Source organism: Stenotrophomonas sp. SAM-B (genome assembly GCF_013387485.1).
GTDB lineage: Bacteria > Pseudomonadota > Gammaproteobacteria > Xanthomonadales > Xanthomonadaceae > Stenotrophomonas > Stenotrophomonas maltophilia_AA.
Genome location: NZ_JABBXB010000002.1, coordinates 80201 through 94453, shown reverse-complemented (window position 1 = coordinate 94453; position 14253 = coordinate 80201). Strand labels below are relative to the sequence as shown.

Sequence of the window (14253 nt, the reverse complement as noted above, 5' to 3'; positions counted from 1 at the left end):
CCTGCGCCAATGCCCCCCAACCGCCCTGCGCGCAGTGGAAGTGGACGGCGGCTGTGGTTCGACCTGCACAGCTGGCTCGGCCTGAAACTCTGCCTGTTCATGGGCTTTGTCTGCCTTACCGGCACGCTGGCGGTATTCTCGCAGGAGATCGACTGGCTGCTGCATTCCCCCATCCGCGTCGCCGATGGTGGTGAACAAGCCGGCTGGGGGGCAGTCATCCAGGCCGCGCAGACGGCGCATCCGGACTGGGAGCTGGAAGGCATCTCCGCCGGCCACACGCGCCTGTTCGCTGCGCGCGCGCAGATGCGTCGACCCGACGGCAAGCGACGCTTTGTCTGGATCAACCCTTACACCGCGCAGGTGACCGGCGACACGGGCTGGTTCAATACGCAACGGCTGCTGCGCAACACCCATCGCCACCTGATGCTGCCAGTGGCCTGGGGCGTGCCACTGGTGGCGGCGCTGTCCATCCCGTTGCTGTTGTCGCTGTTGAGCAGCCTGTACATCTACAAGAAGTGGTGGCGCGGTTTCTTCAAACGGCCTGACGCCTCGCGACCGCGCCGCCTGTGGGGGGATGTGCATCGGTTGGCCGGGGTGTGGTCACTCTGGTTTCTGCTGCTGATCGGGTTGACCGGGGCGTGGTATCTGATCGAATCCCTCGGCGGCGATGCACCGGCCGCACCAACCATGCAATTGGCCAAGGGCGATGACCGCGTTGCCGCCGTAGACCCGGTCGCCGTAGACGCTGCCGTTCGGACCGTCCGCCAGCAATGGCCCAGCCTTCGGATCCTTGGCGCCATCCCCGCACGCGATGGCGGCAGCATCCTGTTCATGGGCGAGGCCGACGCCTGGCTGGTGCGGGAGCGGGCGAACAACATTGCCGTGGACCTGCGCACCGGGCACGTAATCGGCATGCATGACGGCCGTGCGTTGGGGGTCCATCAGCGCATCGCCGAAATGGCCGATCCCCTGCACTTCGGCAGCTTCGGTGGGTGGCCCATCCGGCTGCTGTGGTTGCTGGCCGGCACGCTGGTGACAGGGCTGTGCTTCACCGGCGTGTATCTCTACGGACTTCGCACAGTGGATTCGCTGCGATCGGCAGCTAAAAGGCGGCAGACATGAGTCAGGACAAACTGCCCGGCCCCTGGCGCGCAGCGTGGCACGGCATGGGTCGCTGGCGCTGGCCGTGGCTGGCACTGCTGCTGGTGTGGGCGGCGCTGGTGCCGCTGGAGGCAATGAAGTAGACGCGCTCCCCCGTTGAACAATGGCATGCTGGATGTTCGCGCAGGAGAGCAACGATGCGGATGACGGGAAACCTTCTTGCAGCAGGCGCTGTCACGCTGAAGGTCGGCGTGGTGTTCTGGGTGCTGGTGGCCTGGCGGACACCAGGCGGCGAGCCCTGGGACGCGCCTGCGTTCTGGACCGTCGTCTATCCCATCGCACTGGGTATCGCCGCCGTTCTAGGCGCCTGCTTTCCCCGCAAGGCATGGCTATGGGGACTGTTGCTCATGGCGCTGCAGGTGCCGGTGGTGGCCGTGGTCTCGGGCTTTGGCCCGTTGTTGCTCGCCGGCCTGGTGTACGCACTGGTACTGGCGGTGCCTGCGATGGCCATCGCGGCGGCAGCCGGGGCGTTGCGCCGCCGCCTGCATGGGAGGGTCTGAGAAGCTCAGCGCTTCGCCGGCTGCCACCCTGCTTGTAGTGCATCCGCAGGGCTGCAGAACATTCGCTCGCCGTGGCTCGGGTCGATGCTCGTGCGCTCGTAGTCCCGCTGGCCGGGCACGTGGTAGATCTTCTTGCCTTGGCGGGAGATGTTGCCCTTGATGCGGCATCCGCCCGGCGCCGGCTGCGAGGCTACCGGGGCGTGTCGTGCCGTCTGCTCACGCTTGCTGCGACGGTAGTCCGCTGGCATCTGAAACGGCCCCTGCCAGAGGTTCCGCTGGTGCTGGCGTGCGTCGGCCTCGTCTGCGATGAATGCCGTGGCGTACTGGCGATACGCGACCGCCCAACCGGAGCGCACCATCCACCGATTGACCGACGTACCTTTAACAAAGCACTCCGCCACCACCCGGCCGTAGCGGTCGGTGTCCTTGGGCTGGCAACGAACGGTTTTTTCCAGCAGATAGCCGTCCAGCGCGGCGGCTGACCGACGCCCACAGGGCCAAGTGCGCCCATCTTGGGCGGTGCATTGCTGCGCGCTTTCCGGAGCGTCGATGCCCCAGAGGCGGATGCGCTGCTTCGCCACGGTGAGAGTGTCCCCGTCCGTGACCGTCGCGCGGCCGACCAGCTCTGCTGCCACACCAGGAACCGAAGCAAAAACCAAAAGCAATACCACCAGACCTTTCACCACCATCAACAACAACATCCTTCACGTGCACGCCCGGGAGCGAGCGCCAGTTAAAACAGGGCCGAGCACTTTAGCGGAAGCAGAGACAGGACGGCCGACTACATCGACAGTCCTTCACTCCCGATGCGCATCCCTGGTGTGGCCGCCTAAATATGCAACGCCGGACCTGCCGAGAACGTCGGCGGGCTCACCCTGACCCGGAACGCGATGAGCAGGCTGGCGAGGAGCATCACCGCCGCAGCCACGGTGAGGACTGCCACGATGCCCCCCAGCCCGAACACCAGACCGCCCAAGGCGGCCCCCGCTGCGATGGAGGACTGCACGGCAGCGACCACCATCCCGCCGGCACTCTCCGCCTGGTCGGGCACTGCACGCGCGACCCAGCTCGACCAGGCAACGGGCACGCCACCGAAGGCCAGACCCCACAGCGCGACCAGGATCGACAGCCCGCCAACGCCCACCGGCAACAGGACCATGCCGAGCGCGGCTGCACCCACCAGGGCAGGCATGATCACCAACGTGACTTTCAGACTGCGCTCCATGAGCCAACCGGCCAGGAGTGTGCCGACAAAGTTCGCCACGCCGAATCCAAGCAGGATCAGCGCCAGGCCATCAGCGCTCATCTGCCCCAGACTCTCCAACGTGGGTCGGATGTAAGTGAAGAGCGAGTACTGGCCGGTGTGCGCCAGGACGCAGCCCAGCATTCCGATCGCAACGCCTGGCCGGCGCAAGAGCCCCACCACCGACTCCGGGAGTGCCGCCCTGCGCGGAGCCATTCGGGGCAGCGTGAACCACTGGAACGCAAACGTGAGTCCACCCACCGCCGTCGCCGCCCAGAAGGCGCTGCGCCAGCCCAGCAGCCCGCCGAGGTAGCTCCCCAACGGAACCGACACCACCGTGCCGACCGCAATGCCGCTGAAGATGACGGACAGCGCGCGGGGCACGCGTTGGGGCGGCACCAACCGCATGGCCACGGCCGCCGCCATGCTCCAGAAACCGCCCAGCGCGACACCCAGGAGGACGCGCATCACCAGGAGGACGCCCATGCTGGACGACAACGCCACCAAGGCGTTGGAGAGGATCATCAGAGCCGTGAAACTCAACAGCACCACGCGCCTGTCCATCGAACGGGTCAGCCGAGGCACAAGCAGGCCAGCGAACAGGGCCACAACAGCCGTGACCGTCACTGCTTGACCGGCCAGCGCCTCCGACACCCCCAGGTCCGCCGCCATCGGCGTCAACAGGCTGGCAGGCAGATACTCCGCCGTGAGCAGCCCAAAAACACCCATGGCCAGCGAAAACACGGCCACCCATGCCGATGAAGACGGCTCTTCCCGACCCCTGTCCACAGAATCAGGCGCGTTCGCGGCATCCACTACGTTATTGCTCATCACAGATCCCAGTGCATTCGTGCAGCCGAGAGTCTAGGGAGACAGGTCAGGATGATCTATGATTTTTCAGCCTGTATTTTTGATCGAAGCCCCGGACCGCCTCAGTGAGCCACGCTCCACACCCGTCCCAGTCCTCCGACCTGATCAGCGAGCTGCTGACCGGCATGCGACTGCATGGCGTTCAATACCGACGCATCCAGACCGGGCCGACCTTTGGGCTTGGATTTCCGCCGAAGCCAGGCCATGCCTACTTCCATTACCTGGCAGTGGGCAATGCGATTCTTCGTGGTGCGGACGGCAGCCAACACCTTCTCTCCGCCGGGGATGTCGTGCTTCTTCCACGTGGAGAAGGCCACGCGTTGCTGTCGGGCGAGGACCATCCCGTCCAGTGTCTGGAAACGATAGACGCCGCTCCACTGGGCGACGCGGTGAGCGGGATAGACACATGCCCGAGCACACATGCCGTGCCAAGCGCGGTGCTTTTCCACGGATGCATGGTGTTCGATCTGGGTGGCATGCAAGGGTTGAGCAAGGTGATGCCGGCGGTGATGTTGGCCGATGGCAACGCCACTCCGTTCACCGGGCTGTTGCCGATGGTCGACGCGATGAAGCGCGAGGTGTGCTCCGGACGTATTGGCTATGCGGGCATACTCGCCCGGCTGGCGGATGCCGTCGCCGCCATGATCGTCCGTGACTGGGTCGAGCGCGGTTGCGACGGCGCATCCGGCCTGGTCATCGCCATGCGCGACCCTCGTCTATCGCTGTCGTTGCTTGCCCTGCACAGAGACCCTGGGCGGGACTGGACTGTCGAAGCACTGGCTGCGGAATCCAACATCTCACGGTCTGTCTTTGCAGACCGGTTCCAGACCGTGATTGGAACCGCGCCCCTGCGATACGTGACTGAGCTGCGCATGCAATTGGCCAGTCAATGGCTGAGCCACCAAAGCCTGTCGATAGAGGTAGTGGCAGAGCGTCTTGGGTACGCGTCGCAGGCGGCTTTCAGTCGTGCGTACAAGCGCGTCATGGGGCACTCTCCTGGCGCGACTCGGCGGGGGCGCTGGTTGGCCTCGGCATAGGGGGTCGGTTTGGGGGCAGTCGCTCAAGCGGCCTGGGCGTCTTCAATGGGCGGTAGTTGGTTACTGATCGCATCGAAGCGCGCCGTCTTTGTTCGAACGCGATCAGCGGTAGTGCGTCACGCCCCCTTTTGGAGCGCTTCATGCGGAGGGCTGATCGGTGGCCCGGGATTGTTGGGTGCGTCCATGCACCCAACCCTTCCGCCCTACGCGCTCCAGGGCCAGCCATTCGGCTGTCCGGATTCGCTCCCGGCGAATCCGTCGAACCCGCGCGGCGTCGGCACCCTCTTCTCTCCGCCAGATACGCAAAACGCCCCTTTCGGGGCGCTTTGCGTATCTGGCGGAGCGAGTAGGACTAAACGTTCCGACCCCTAAACCATTGATCTTCCTAGAGAACCCAGACCAGAATATGTCCTGGTGAGTGTCCTCGAAGTCTAGTTGCCACAGGACTGCTCTGGCAAGCAAGGACTCGCCAGACGAGCGACCTTTCGGTGCAGACAGAGATGCTTCAGACGATCGATTGCCGGAACGGCGAAGCGTCCCAGGCCAATACCGAAGGCCAGCGCGGCGGAACGATACACGTCATTAAACAGCGCGGACCAGGGTCCGATATCGTCCAATAAGGCCAACCCTAGCCGCAAAAAACCCGCAAAATGCGCGTGCCTTTTAGGGTTTTGCCAGTCCGGCTGGCACCATCCAGCCTAGTCACCTGAGCTCCCAGAAGTAGCGAGCCCAGCCCCCGCAATGAGGTCAAGATGGGGTGGCTGAGCTGGGTCCGACCACTATCTCGCCCTCCTCCTTTCGGAACGGACCTGGCAGCGGTGGCATCTCACGCTTTGCTGAGCAATCAGCGTGCTCTGGGTGCCTGGCCATTTGACGCAGTCAAATGCGAGCGCGGCAGCGCTCGGCCAAACCCCAGGCAGGCCGCACGGTTTACGCGAAGCGGAAACCATAAGTGCGGTTTTGACTTCGTGCTTTGGGGATCTGAGGAGCCCCCCCGTCTTCGCCATGGAACCACTTCGAGTCCAACACACTTACGCTCAGCGCATCCCCTGGCGAACGAATCATGAATAGGCGAGAAGATGGGGGGGCTGCTTGGACTCGGTGACTCTCGCGATAGACTGAGATCAGCGTCACACGCTTCTGTCCGGCCTGCCCCAACATCAGCTGCAAGGAATGCTATGCCCGTTACAGGTGTCAAAATCAAGGGTCTGAGCTGCTTCACGAACGAATACTGTGGCTTTGATGAGTTCAAGTTGATCAACATCATCATCGGACGCAATAACACGGGAAAATCGCAGCTCTTGAAAGTGGTGCAAAGCCTCTGCTCACCGGACCGGACAAAATCGCGGCTGCCGGCGTCTTATCAGCTTAACGGAACCTACGATCAGTCCACTTTGGAGTGGATTTTTCCAGACACGGGCAGATCTAGCGCGCTTGCGGTCCCACGGTATGAGACCTACTGGACCTATCATGGGAAGCGTTTCGTTGATACACCCGTCTCTTGGATTGAAGCCGCACAAGGGCAAGTAGATCACCTTAAATACGAGGCCGCATATTCGACGACTCAACGCCGCGACATAGCTTACGAGCTCAATGAGGAAGCAAGGCTTGAGCTTGCTAAGGCGGCGAGCCGCTTGGTCTTCCCCTTCACGGGTTGTCGTTTCCGGCAAATGCTAGCGGATCGAGATATCCGGGATGAGCAGTCGGATCACGCGCTTTCGCTTGGATCCGATGGCCGAGGCGCGACGAATATCATTCGCGACCACCTCATCCGCGCCGATAGCATCATGACGACGCTTGCCATCATTCAAGGTCTGAGAAGCGCGCTCAACCTTATTTTTGGCCCGGACGGAACCTTCTCTGCCATCTCTGTGCAACAGCATCAGAACGGGGACTGGGAGATCTTTCTGGAAGAGGTGAACAAGGGGCTCATTCCATTGAGCAGCTCTGGTAGCGGGTTGAAGACCGTCATCTTGGTTTTGCTCAATCTTCTGGTCGTGCCCACTCTAGAGAAAAAGTCAGCGGGCGAGTATGTCTTCGCCTTTGAGGAGTTGGAGAACAATCTCCATCCTGCCCTGCTCCGGCGCCTCCTGAAGTACATCGAAGAATTTGCCGTCGAGAACGGATGCACCGTCTTCTTAACCACCCATTCCAGTGCAACGCTCGATCAGTTCAGTCGCTCCGATCATGCTCAATTTGTGCGCGTATCACATGACGGGACCGCTGCATCGACTCAAACGATCTCGGCGCACTTTGATCACTCTCAGGTGGTCGGTGACCTGGGCGCTCGCGCGTCTGACATTTTGCAGGCGAACGGCATCATCTGGGTCGAGGGACCGTCAGATGCCATCTATCTCAACCACTGGATCGAGACCTTCTCGAAGGGGAGTCTCTTGGAAGGCCGTGACTACGCCTGCGCCTTCTACGGCGGATCCCTCTTGGCTCGAACAAGTTTCCGTGACCCAACAACGCCTAATCCCGAAGAGCTCATCCAGCTCATACGGCTTAACCGCAATGCTGCGCTGGTGTGCGACAGCGATCGATCATCCAAGGGGGCCGCACTAAAGCCTCGCGTGCTCAAAGCGCAAGAGGAGATCGCAAAGCTGCCAGGCGGATACATGTGGGTCACGGCTGGCAAAGAGATTGAGACTTACCTGCCCGGCTCCGTGATTGGCAAAGCACTCGGCATGAAAGCTGATCCCGTTGATCCTGCGCAGTTCGAGCTCTTCTTTCCCAGCGAATCCAAGTCGAAGAAGGACGAATCTTACGTGGAAACCAAGCTCAATCGGGCCACCATCGATAAGATCTCGCTCGCCCTCGCCTCTCGAGAGCACACGACCTCAGCCAACATGGCGACGCGCTTTGACTGGCCCGAGCGCATGAAGGCGCTCGTTAGCACCATCCAGAAGTGGAACGCCTAGTCCTGCTCTTTCAGTCGCTCCAAGTGTTTCTTCATGACCCAGCCAAAAATCATCATCCCGTCATCGTCGACAGTCTGGATGAACCGCCACTTGCCAGCGGCTCGGAGCACCTGGACCTCTTCGCCGTATTGGAGGGTCTGCGTCGTTGGCCCTTGGAGCTCGGCGCGCAATGGAGCGGAACGGACGACGACCTGGCAGGTGTGATCGGCGATCTCTAAATCCAGCAGGGCTTGGTTGAGCGCAACCATTTGACGACCGTTTCGATTTTGCTCATCAAGCCTGGCGTCAAATGCCTGACCTTGCGCGTCGATCTTGGCCATGTGCTCAGCGTGGTCTTGGTTGCTTCCTATTTCGGTGTAAAGGAAGCAAGCGATTGTCAGCGCATATCCGTAGAGGACCATTCGATCCGCATGCGGCAGACCGGATGAGCGCAACGCAGCCAAACATCCAACCAACCATGAAACCAGAGATGTTGCCGTCGCCTGCATCGCAGCAGGGGGCGTTGCCATGTCTGGTGATGAGGAGGAAGTATCCTCCGACGCCTCCTGCAAAAGCTGCTCCATGCGCTCTTGCATCTCGACGCTGGACATCTCGGATAGCCAGGATTGAAACGCCGGCGATTGGCTCAGCTGCGCTGCTACGTGCAACTGCTCGCCGAACTGCTCAGCCAAGCGCCTGACAGGACCAATGCTTGACTCGAGTCGGCGCATCGCCTCGACGGCAGCGTCGCGCTGGGGCGCATACCGATCCCGCCAAGCAAGAATGCCATTTGCCGTTCGGCTTGCAGCCATCGCGAGTTCGCTGACAACCGGCTGCCAAGGCATGAGGGACTGGCGCAGTGCCATGGATGACCGCTTGGCCAATTCCGCGAACTGGCTGATCTCTCGCGTGCGCTCGGCCCATTGCTGCTGTAGGGCTGAGGAAATGCGCAGCACGTCGCTGTTGGCCAGCTCTCTCGCAATCCGGCTCGCGGGTGGCTCCATGGCCTGCATGGTTGCGAAGATGGAATGCTGCTGGGACGCCTGGAAGGCATCGATGGCCGGACTGCGATGCAACTCCTTAATAAGCCGTGTTGCCGGACTTCGGTCAATCACACGCGTGAGTCGTGCGCCGGGCATTTGGCCTGGCTGACGCGCGTCTTCCTGGTCCGAAGTCATTGGCAGCTCGCAGATAGGTTGCCCTATCTTAAAAGCAGCCTGCCCGCTCGGCCAGCTTCCGCTGCGGAGTTGGGTTCTACGCAGGCAAACCGCTACGGCTGATCCAGCGCAGTGGGCTCATTCTGAGCGTGGCGAACCCGGATCTCCTCCGCGAGTGCCCGAAGCGCTTCGGGTTCGTAGTCTTGGACAGCTTTGATCAGCTCGGCGAGTTCCGGCGTCTCGGCAACCAAATACGCCACGGACACGCCCAAGGACTGGGCGATTTTCAAGGTCGTTTCCCAGTCGGTCGCATGGACGCCGCTCTCATAGCGGCTGATGTAGGGCCCTGCCCGCTTGTCATCTAACCCCACGCTCTTCCCCAGGGCCCGCTGAGAGACGCCAGACGCTTTGCGGACCTCCTTCATGCGGGTGGCGATAAGGGTCTGGATCGAGAGGGCGAGCGCGTTCATCTGCGAATGATGAACGTCAGTTACGCCCAACGCAAAGTTACGTTGAACGCATCATACGTTTGACGTAACCTTTTTGGCAAGCCTGCTCCGGATCGGCCCTCCTCCATCGCCTGACGCTCGCTCAAGCGTGCTCGTCCATACCGGACCTTGCAGTCTCAGGCCGGGTCCCGGGACCTGCCTATCCTCATCCATCCACTTTGTGACCTCAAAGGAATGACCATGCCCAAGACCCTCCTGGCTTCGCTTGCCGCCGCCTTGCTGCTGACTGCGTGCTCTGCGGGACCGTCTGCAAACAAAGCAGAGGACGCGATGCTTGTCTTTGTGAAAGCAAATGGCTCTGACGACGCGCGCCTAACGAAATTCACAGTTGGCAAGTGCGAAAAAGGCGACGGCGGCTACAACTGCCCGGTTCAAGCGCGCGTGCCGGCCATTAATGGGCGCTTTGACGAAGACTTCAACGGTGTCTTCACCTTCGCTGAGGTCGGCGGCGCGTGGAAGGTGATCGGCGTGGTCAGTCGCACCCTTTAATTGAGCGCGACGCGCTTCGCACGGCAGCCCCGCGCCTATCACCCCAGAGCCAATCAGGAGTTCCCATGATCGTCAGCATGTTCCTTGTTTTCCTCGTCCTCGGCGCCGCCGCGCTTGTGCTTGTTGGCTTGGGCCGCAGTTTCAAACTGCGCAGCGAGCGCAGCAACTTTGAGCAAGACTACGCACGAAGCTCCTTTTCGCGCTCGAGCGCCGTCGCGCTGTCTCCTGAGCGATCCAGGATCAAGTTTCGCGCCCGCAACCAGACCAAGATCTACGCTCTTGCTGACGTGCGCGCCTGGGAAAAGCATTGGCACAACGCTAGACGCGAAGGCACGCTGACGGTGAGCGTGCGCGACGTCGACCAGCCTGTCTGGACGATCAAGTTCGGCAACGAAGCGGAGATGAATCGCTGGTATGAGCTTCTGAACCAGGCAATCAACGCCAACTGAGCGGATCAAGAAGAGGGCGGAAAGGTCCCGCCCTCCCCGCCCTCACTTGCCCAGGTGGCGCTTTACATCTTTGGTCATCACGCCCACTGCCGCCACAGCCTCTTTCAGCTTTGCCGGTGTGACGTTGAAGTGCTTGGACCAATCCCGCAGCTCCCAGGCCTCATTCACATTGATGCGAATACCATCAGGCGGACCGCGCTTGCTCAGGTCGTCTGCCATTGCCAATCCCCTCCACGCCTCGAAATGTGAGGCGCCTCACGTTCTCGCCACGCCCGGCTATTGTCCAGTCGGAACTATCCGCGCGTAGCGGTAGGCTTTTTCCTACCTCCAATCGGTCTTCTCCTTACCCAATCTGGGCATAGGGAAGCGGACGCAGATGCAGACGCCCCTAGCATCGGGGCGTGGCAGACATAAGGGCGAGCAGGCCAGGGCGCGCTCGCCTTGCCAAGGCCGAGCCCGATATCCGAGGTTCCGCCACCAATGGGCCGAGCAAGACAGCAGGTCAATAAGACCTCGCCGTGCGGAACCAACTGCCGGCTTTGGCAGATGCGTCCGCTGGGGAGGCGGCAGTTCTCGTTGTCCAAGACTGGTTAAAAAGATCGGTTTAGTGCAATGATTAATCGTCGACCTGAGTATCCGCTAGGTGAGAAGCAGACTTTAGCCTAGCGATGGTTGGGCGCGCGGTTCGCATGCGGATCCAGCGCCAAGCCACCCGGGAGGGGGAACGAAAGCCCGATGGTTGGAAGCAAGGCGGCGTTTGGCCAACCGGGACGCAAGCGTGGCTAGTGGGACGCTGAGGGCATGACCGCCCGGGGAGCAGGCCGCCCTTCAGGCCGACGTGGACGATCTAGGGTCGGCGTGGTTGAAAACCCGCCAGCGCCTGTCGAAAGGGCGCCCGGACACCAACGATCCCTTACCATTGAGCCAAGCTCAGACAATCAGTTGACCGACATGGACGAAAAGGGCAAAGAAGGTGAAGCAAATCGGCGCTCGTCGAAGCTTCAACGGCGGAAGAAGAAGTGGAAGGAGCAAATCAACAAGCCTTTCAGCAGTCTGTTCACCATTCGCGCTGACGAAGATGCAAACCCACCGGAGCTGGAGGAATATCTGCTTCGCCAACACCTGGAGAAGGGAACTAGCCATCTGCGGATGACCAGCCGTGATCTCAGGTTGGCGCTGAAGGTCTTGAGCTTGGGCGAGCTGAACCAACTTTGGAGCATGCGCGAAAAGAAGCTCAAGTATGTGGAGGACGCTGCACTTCTGTTGGCGCACATCCGGCACCGGTCCGGGATTGACCTTCAGTTGCGCCCGGCATCCGAGCTCTTCAGTCACGACGTGATCCAAGCCCTCCAGGGCGCCGTTGAGGAGAGCGGGCGATTAAGGGTGGAAAAGCCACTGCCCCCAGCTCCTGATGCTGTCGCAGCAGAGGGAAAGCGAATGGAGCAGGTCCTCCGGGTGATCCGAGAAGGCCAAGCCGAGTTTCGCAAACGCCTAGTCGCTCACTATGGATCGGTGTGCATGGTCACCGGGACCGCCCTGGCAAGCGTCATCGACGCCGCTCACATCGTCCCCTACAACGGGACTTCCACCAACGCCCTGAACAACGGTCTATTGCTACGAAAGGACATCCACGCACTGTTCGATGCAGGCCTGTTGACCATCGGGCCGGACCTGGTCGTTTACGTCAGCGCGGGGGTGGACGATCCGTTCTACCGTTCGTTGGACGGAAAGGAGCTCACGCTGGATGCCCAAGCCAAGATGTCCAAGGAGGCCCTGCGGCGACGGATGTCCGACGACGCCATGTCGGAATTATTCAATACGACTGCTGCAGCTAAAAGCTGCCCAACTCAGTGATCAAATTCCTCATCTTCGTCCGTGTCTAGCAGGGCTCCCAAGTCATCACAGCTCAAATGCTTGCACTCACCATCGACGGTCAGAACCCACTCAATAGCGCCGGGCTGGGAGATCTCGTTCGCCAGCACCCGGACCTTCATTGTGTAGACACCTGGCTCGAATGGGAGAAAGGCCAAGTCATCCCCCACCCGTCGCGTCTCTCCGGGGCGAACGGTTCCCAGTAGGGAAATGTAGACCGGCTCAGCTCCTTCCTCATCCACCTCAGTGCCGCCGTCGCCCGTAAAGGATGGCCTGAAGTTCCATTCCTCAGCCGGTAAATCAGGCAGACTGTCCGCAGTCAGCATCTTGAACGACTGGCCGTTATCGGCACTCCAAGTGATTTCAAGCTTGACGCCGGTCAAGGCGAAGTTAGAGCGATTTGTCACTGCTACGCGAATTCGTATGAGAGAGCTCTTCGCTTGGTAATACTCCGCACCTTCCCGCCAATAGCCGCTGTTCTCTTTTATGTAGTTGGGGGCAGCAAACATCGCTGACACCCGCTCACGCCGGTAATCTGGAAGATCGTCGAAAGTTAGGAACGTCCTTTTGAAGAGATCGCCCAGGGAATTGTTCTGCTCATCAAGCACCATCAGATCAAACAGCGCATCTCCCTTCGCTTGATCTGCAACCCCCATTCGGTAGATCTCACGGGGAGTGGCTACCCCAGTCGAACTTCCCCTGCGAAGGTAGACAGTGTTCGCCTCCACTCGCCCATAAGACTTGGTGACGTAGAAGGGCCGGTGCTGCTTTGGGATGCTGATAACACCAATTTGCTTGCCACTAAACATCTGTTCTTCATAATGGAAGTTCAGCTTGCTCTCGAGCTTGGCGTTGATGAACTCTTGAATCCGCGAATCATCAACAGCACCATCCGCAGGCAATCCAACAACTTCAGCGGGATACGGAGCATTTTCCTTGAAACCCAGGAGGATATAAGCCTCTCCCGATCGCTGACTGTTGGCCAGCGCTAGGATGTCTTTTAATAGCTCGGACTTGTCATCTTCCGACGCCTTTGCGAAGCGATAGCGTTCCGCCTTGTAGTCCAAGGTCGAGCTCTCACCTGCGCTCCGAAGTTCTTCCAAACGTGAATCGGGAAGCATGCGCTGTCCTCTTTACCGTTCCACCCAATCAGTAGATCTTCCCATTCTTGCTCATCCCCAAGCTCCGCACCGCCACCCGGGCGGCCTTGCGGTCCTCCGAGTGCTCGTCCTCTGGCGAGCTCACAATCAGCAGCGTCTTGTCTTTGAAGAGCGACGCGGCCGCGTAGTCAGCCAGCGCTACCATGGCGGTGGTCAGCGCAACCTCTGTTCCGGCGTCCTCCGAATCGTCAAAACCAAAAAGTTTGGCGATGTTCTCGCGAAGCTTTGGCGGGATCGTCACCATGGCCCTGTGATGGCGCAGCCCATCTTCCCGACGGCGGTAGTCGTGGAGGGTGACCGATCGGGGCATGACCATGTGAACCCGCTTGCCCCCCACTTTGCCGGCCTTCTGGCTGTCGTCGTAGTCAAAGTAGGGCTTGCGCTCCGGGTAGTCGCCCGCTCCCAGTAACAGGTGCTCCGGGATGCGGGCGATCGGAAGGGTTGCCGCTTTGCTGTTCCGGCGAGCCTTGGCATGGGTCACGTCCTTGACGTCATCCAAGGTGCGCTTGACGGCCTTCTTCGTGGCGGCCTTCTTGGCGGGAGCTTTGCCAGTGGCCATGGGTAGGTCTGGGAGGGAAACCAAGGGAAGCTCCATCATGCCGCAGCCCTCCGACCTGCACCAGCAGCCAAGGTGTCGCGCACTCGGACAGCCAGGGCGTGGATCTCCTCCTGGGCCACACGGGCCCAGCAGCCATTGGCCTCGAACACGGTCTTTCCCTATTCGTAGCAATCCTCAAACAAGGCACGATCCCGCACAAGGATGGCGCCCGACATCTTGGGGTGCTCCAAGCGGCGTCTATGGGCTGCACGCTTCTCGTTGGCCCTATTGGCGATGGGCAGGTGACGCTTTCCCCTCTTCTCCAGCACATCCACGGTTCGCAGAAAGATGAGAAAGCTGGCCCCATC

General features: G+C 60.8%; 15 protein-coding genes. 8 read left to right on the top strand and 7 right to left on the bottom strand.

The features are described from left to right. Positions 1-9 precede the first annotated feature (9 nt). From HH110_RS04650 to HH110_RS04645, 3 genes are read left to right on the top strand one after another with little or no spacing between them, the layout of a single operon-like run. Entirely contained in the window at positions 10-1122 is a 1113-nt protein-coding gene (locus tag HH110_RS04650; protein ID WP_241696409.1) for a PepSY domain-containing protein, read from the top strand. Beyond that, positions 1119-1244, top strand: coding sequence for a hypothetical protein (locus HH110_RS19490; RefSeq protein ID WP_275134968.1), 126 nt, complete (start codon positions 1119-1121; stop codon positions 1242-1244). Before HH110_RS04650 ends, HH110_RS19490 begins: the two co-directional genes overlap by 4 nt. Before the next feature lie 54 nt (positions 1245-1298). Next, positions 1299-1661 carry a hypothetical protein gene (locus tag HH110_RS04645; protein ID WP_176988585.1) on the top strand — a complete coding sequence of 121 codons (363 nt, stop codon included), beginning with the start codon at positions 1299-1301 and terminating at the stop codon, positions 1659-1661. Positions 1662-1666: 5 nt separating this feature from the next. Here the strand turns inward: HH110_RS04645 and HH110_RS04640 are convergent, their stop codons facing one another. Further along, the gene (locus HH110_RS04640; protein WP_176988584.1) at positions 1667-2362 is read right to left on the bottom strand and encodes a thermonuclease family protein; all 696 of its coding nucleotides are present in this window, start codon (positions 2360-2362) and stop codon (positions 1667-1669) included. A 128-nt stretch (positions 2363-2490) separates the two neighbouring features. Beyond that, complete coding sequence (locus HH110_RS04635) at positions 2491-3735, bottom strand: MFS transporter (RefSeq protein ID WP_176988583.1); 1245 nt, start codon at positions 3733-3735, stop codon at positions 2491-2493. Between the two features lie 104 nt (positions 3736-3839). On the opposite strand from HH110_RS04635, the gene HH110_RS04630 reads away from it, so the two are divergent. Together HH110_RS04630 and HH110_RS04625 are read left to right on the top strand one after the other, a co-directional pair. Beyond that, the gene (locus HH110_RS04630) at positions 3840-4811 is read left to right on the top strand and encodes a cupin domain-containing protein (RefSeq protein WP_176988582.1); all 972 of its coding nucleotides are present in this window, start codon (positions 3840-3842) and stop codon (positions 4809-4811) included. Between the two features lie 1253 nt (positions 4812-6064). Next, a complete protein-coding gene (locus tag HH110_RS04625; protein ID WP_176988581.1) occupies positions 6065-7732 on the top strand; it encodes an AAA family ATPase in 1668 nt (555 codons plus the stop codon). On the opposite strand, the gene HH110_RS04620 is transcribed toward HH110_RS04625, so the two are convergent. Beyond that, positions 7729-8889: a hypothetical protein gene (locus HH110_RS04620; protein WP_176988580.1), complete on the bottom strand. Its 1161-nt coding sequence runs from the start codon at positions 8887-8889 to the stop codon at positions 7729-7731. The two genes, HH110_RS04625 and HH110_RS04620, sit on opposite strands and share 4 nt — an antisense overlap. 92 nt (positions 8890-8981) lie before the next feature. Continuing rightward, positions 8982-9338, bottom strand: coding sequence for a helix-turn-helix domain-containing protein (locus tag HH110_RS04615; protein WP_176988579.1), 357 nt, complete (start codon positions 9336-9338; stop codon positions 8982-8984). A gap of 219 nt (positions 9339-9557) precedes the next feature. Between HH110_RS04615 and HH110_RS04610 the strand changes: the two genes are divergently transcribed. Both HH110_RS04610 and HH110_RS04605 read left to right on the top strand, forming a co-directional pair. Continuing rightward, a complete protein-coding gene (locus HH110_RS04610) occupies positions 9558-9866 on the top strand; it encodes a hypothetical protein (protein WP_176988578.1) in 309 nt (102 codons plus the stop codon). A 65-nt stretch (positions 9867-9931) separates the two neighbouring features. Further along, a complete protein-coding gene (locus HH110_RS04605; protein WP_176988577.1) occupies positions 9932-10315 on the top strand; it encodes a hypothetical protein in 384 nt (127 codons plus the stop codon). 42 nt (positions 10316-10357) lie between these two features. Here HH110_RS04605 and HH110_RS04600 read toward each other — a convergent pair whose 3' ends face one another. After that, entirely contained in the window at positions 10358-10534 is a 177-nt protein-coding gene (locus tag HH110_RS04600) for a DUF3606 domain-containing protein (RefSeq protein WP_004149767.1), read from the bottom strand. A gap of 732 nt (positions 10535-11266) precedes the next feature. Here HH110_RS04600 and HH110_RS04595 point away from each other — a divergent pair. Further along, positions 11267-12169 carry an HNH endonuclease gene (locus HH110_RS04595; RefSeq protein ID WP_241696449.1) on the top strand — a complete coding sequence of 301 codons (903 nt, stop codon included), beginning with the start codon at positions 11267-11269 and terminating at the stop codon, positions 12167-12169. Here HH110_RS04595 and HH110_RS04590 read toward each other — a convergent pair. Both HH110_RS04590 and HH110_RS04585 read right to left on the bottom strand, forming a co-directional pair. Further along, complete coding sequence (locus HH110_RS04590; RefSeq protein WP_176988575.1) at positions 12163-13308, bottom strand: helix-turn-helix domain-containing protein; 1146 nt, start codon at positions 13306-13308, stop codon at positions 12163-12165. The two genes, HH110_RS04595 and HH110_RS04590, sit on opposite strands and share 7 nt — an antisense overlap. A 28-nt stretch (positions 13309-13336) precedes the next feature. After that, complete coding sequence (locus HH110_RS04585; protein ID WP_241696408.1) at positions 13337-13906, bottom strand: hypothetical protein; 570 nt, start codon at positions 13904-13906, stop codon at positions 13337-13339. Positions 13907-14253: the final 347 nt, after the last annotated feature.

Coding starts and splice junctions, on each gene's coding strand:
- HH110_RS04650 (WP_241696409.1), top strand. CDS start 10: ATGCCCCCCAACCGCCCTGCGCGCAGTGGAAGTGGACGGCGGCTGTGG.
- HH110_RS19490 (WP_275134968.1), top strand. CDS start 1,119: ATGAGTCAGGACAAACTGCCCGGCCCCTGGCGCGCAGCGTGGCACGGC.
- HH110_RS04645 (WP_176988585.1), top strand. CDS start 1,299: ATGCGGATGACGGGAAACCTTCTTGCAGCAGGCGCTGTCACGCTGAAG.
- HH110_RS04640 (WP_176988584.1), bottom strand. CDS start 2,362: ATGTTGTTGTTGATGGTGGTGAAAGGTCTGGTGGTATTGCTTTTGGTT.
- HH110_RS04635 (WP_176988583.1), bottom strand. CDS start 3,735: ATGAGCAATAACGTAGTGGATGCCGCGAACGCGCCTGATTCTGTGGAC.
- HH110_RS04620 (WP_176988580.1), bottom strand. CDS start 8,889: ATGACTTCGGACCAGGAAGACGCGCGTCAGCCAGGCCAAATGCCCGGC.
- HH110_RS04615 (WP_176988579.1), bottom strand. CDS start 9,338: ATGAACGCGCTCGCCCTCTCGATCCAGACCCTTATCGCCACCCGCATG.
- HH110_RS04610 (WP_176988578.1), top strand. CDS start 9,558: ATGCCCAAGACCCTCCTGGCTTCGCTTGCCGCCGCCTTGCTGCTGACT.
- HH110_RS04605 (WP_176988577.1), top strand. CDS start 9,932: ATGATCGTCAGCATGTTCCTTGTTTTCCTCGTCCTCGGCGCCGCCGCG.
- HH110_RS04600 (WP_004149767.1), bottom strand. CDS start 10,534: ATGGCAGACGACCTGAGCAAGCGCGGTCCGCCTGATGGTATTCGCATC.
- HH110_RS04595 (WP_241696449.1), top strand. CDS start 11,267: ATGGACGAAAAGGGCAAAGAAGGTGAAGCAAATCGGCGCTCGTCGAAG.
- HH110_RS04590 (WP_176988575.1), bottom strand. CDS start 13,308: ATGCTTCCCGATTCACGTTTGGAAGAACTTCGGAGCGCAGGTGAGAGC.
- HH110_RS04585 (WP_241696408.1), bottom strand. CDS start 13,906: ATGGCCACTGGCAAAGCTCCCGCCAAGAAGGCCGCCACGAAGAAGGCC.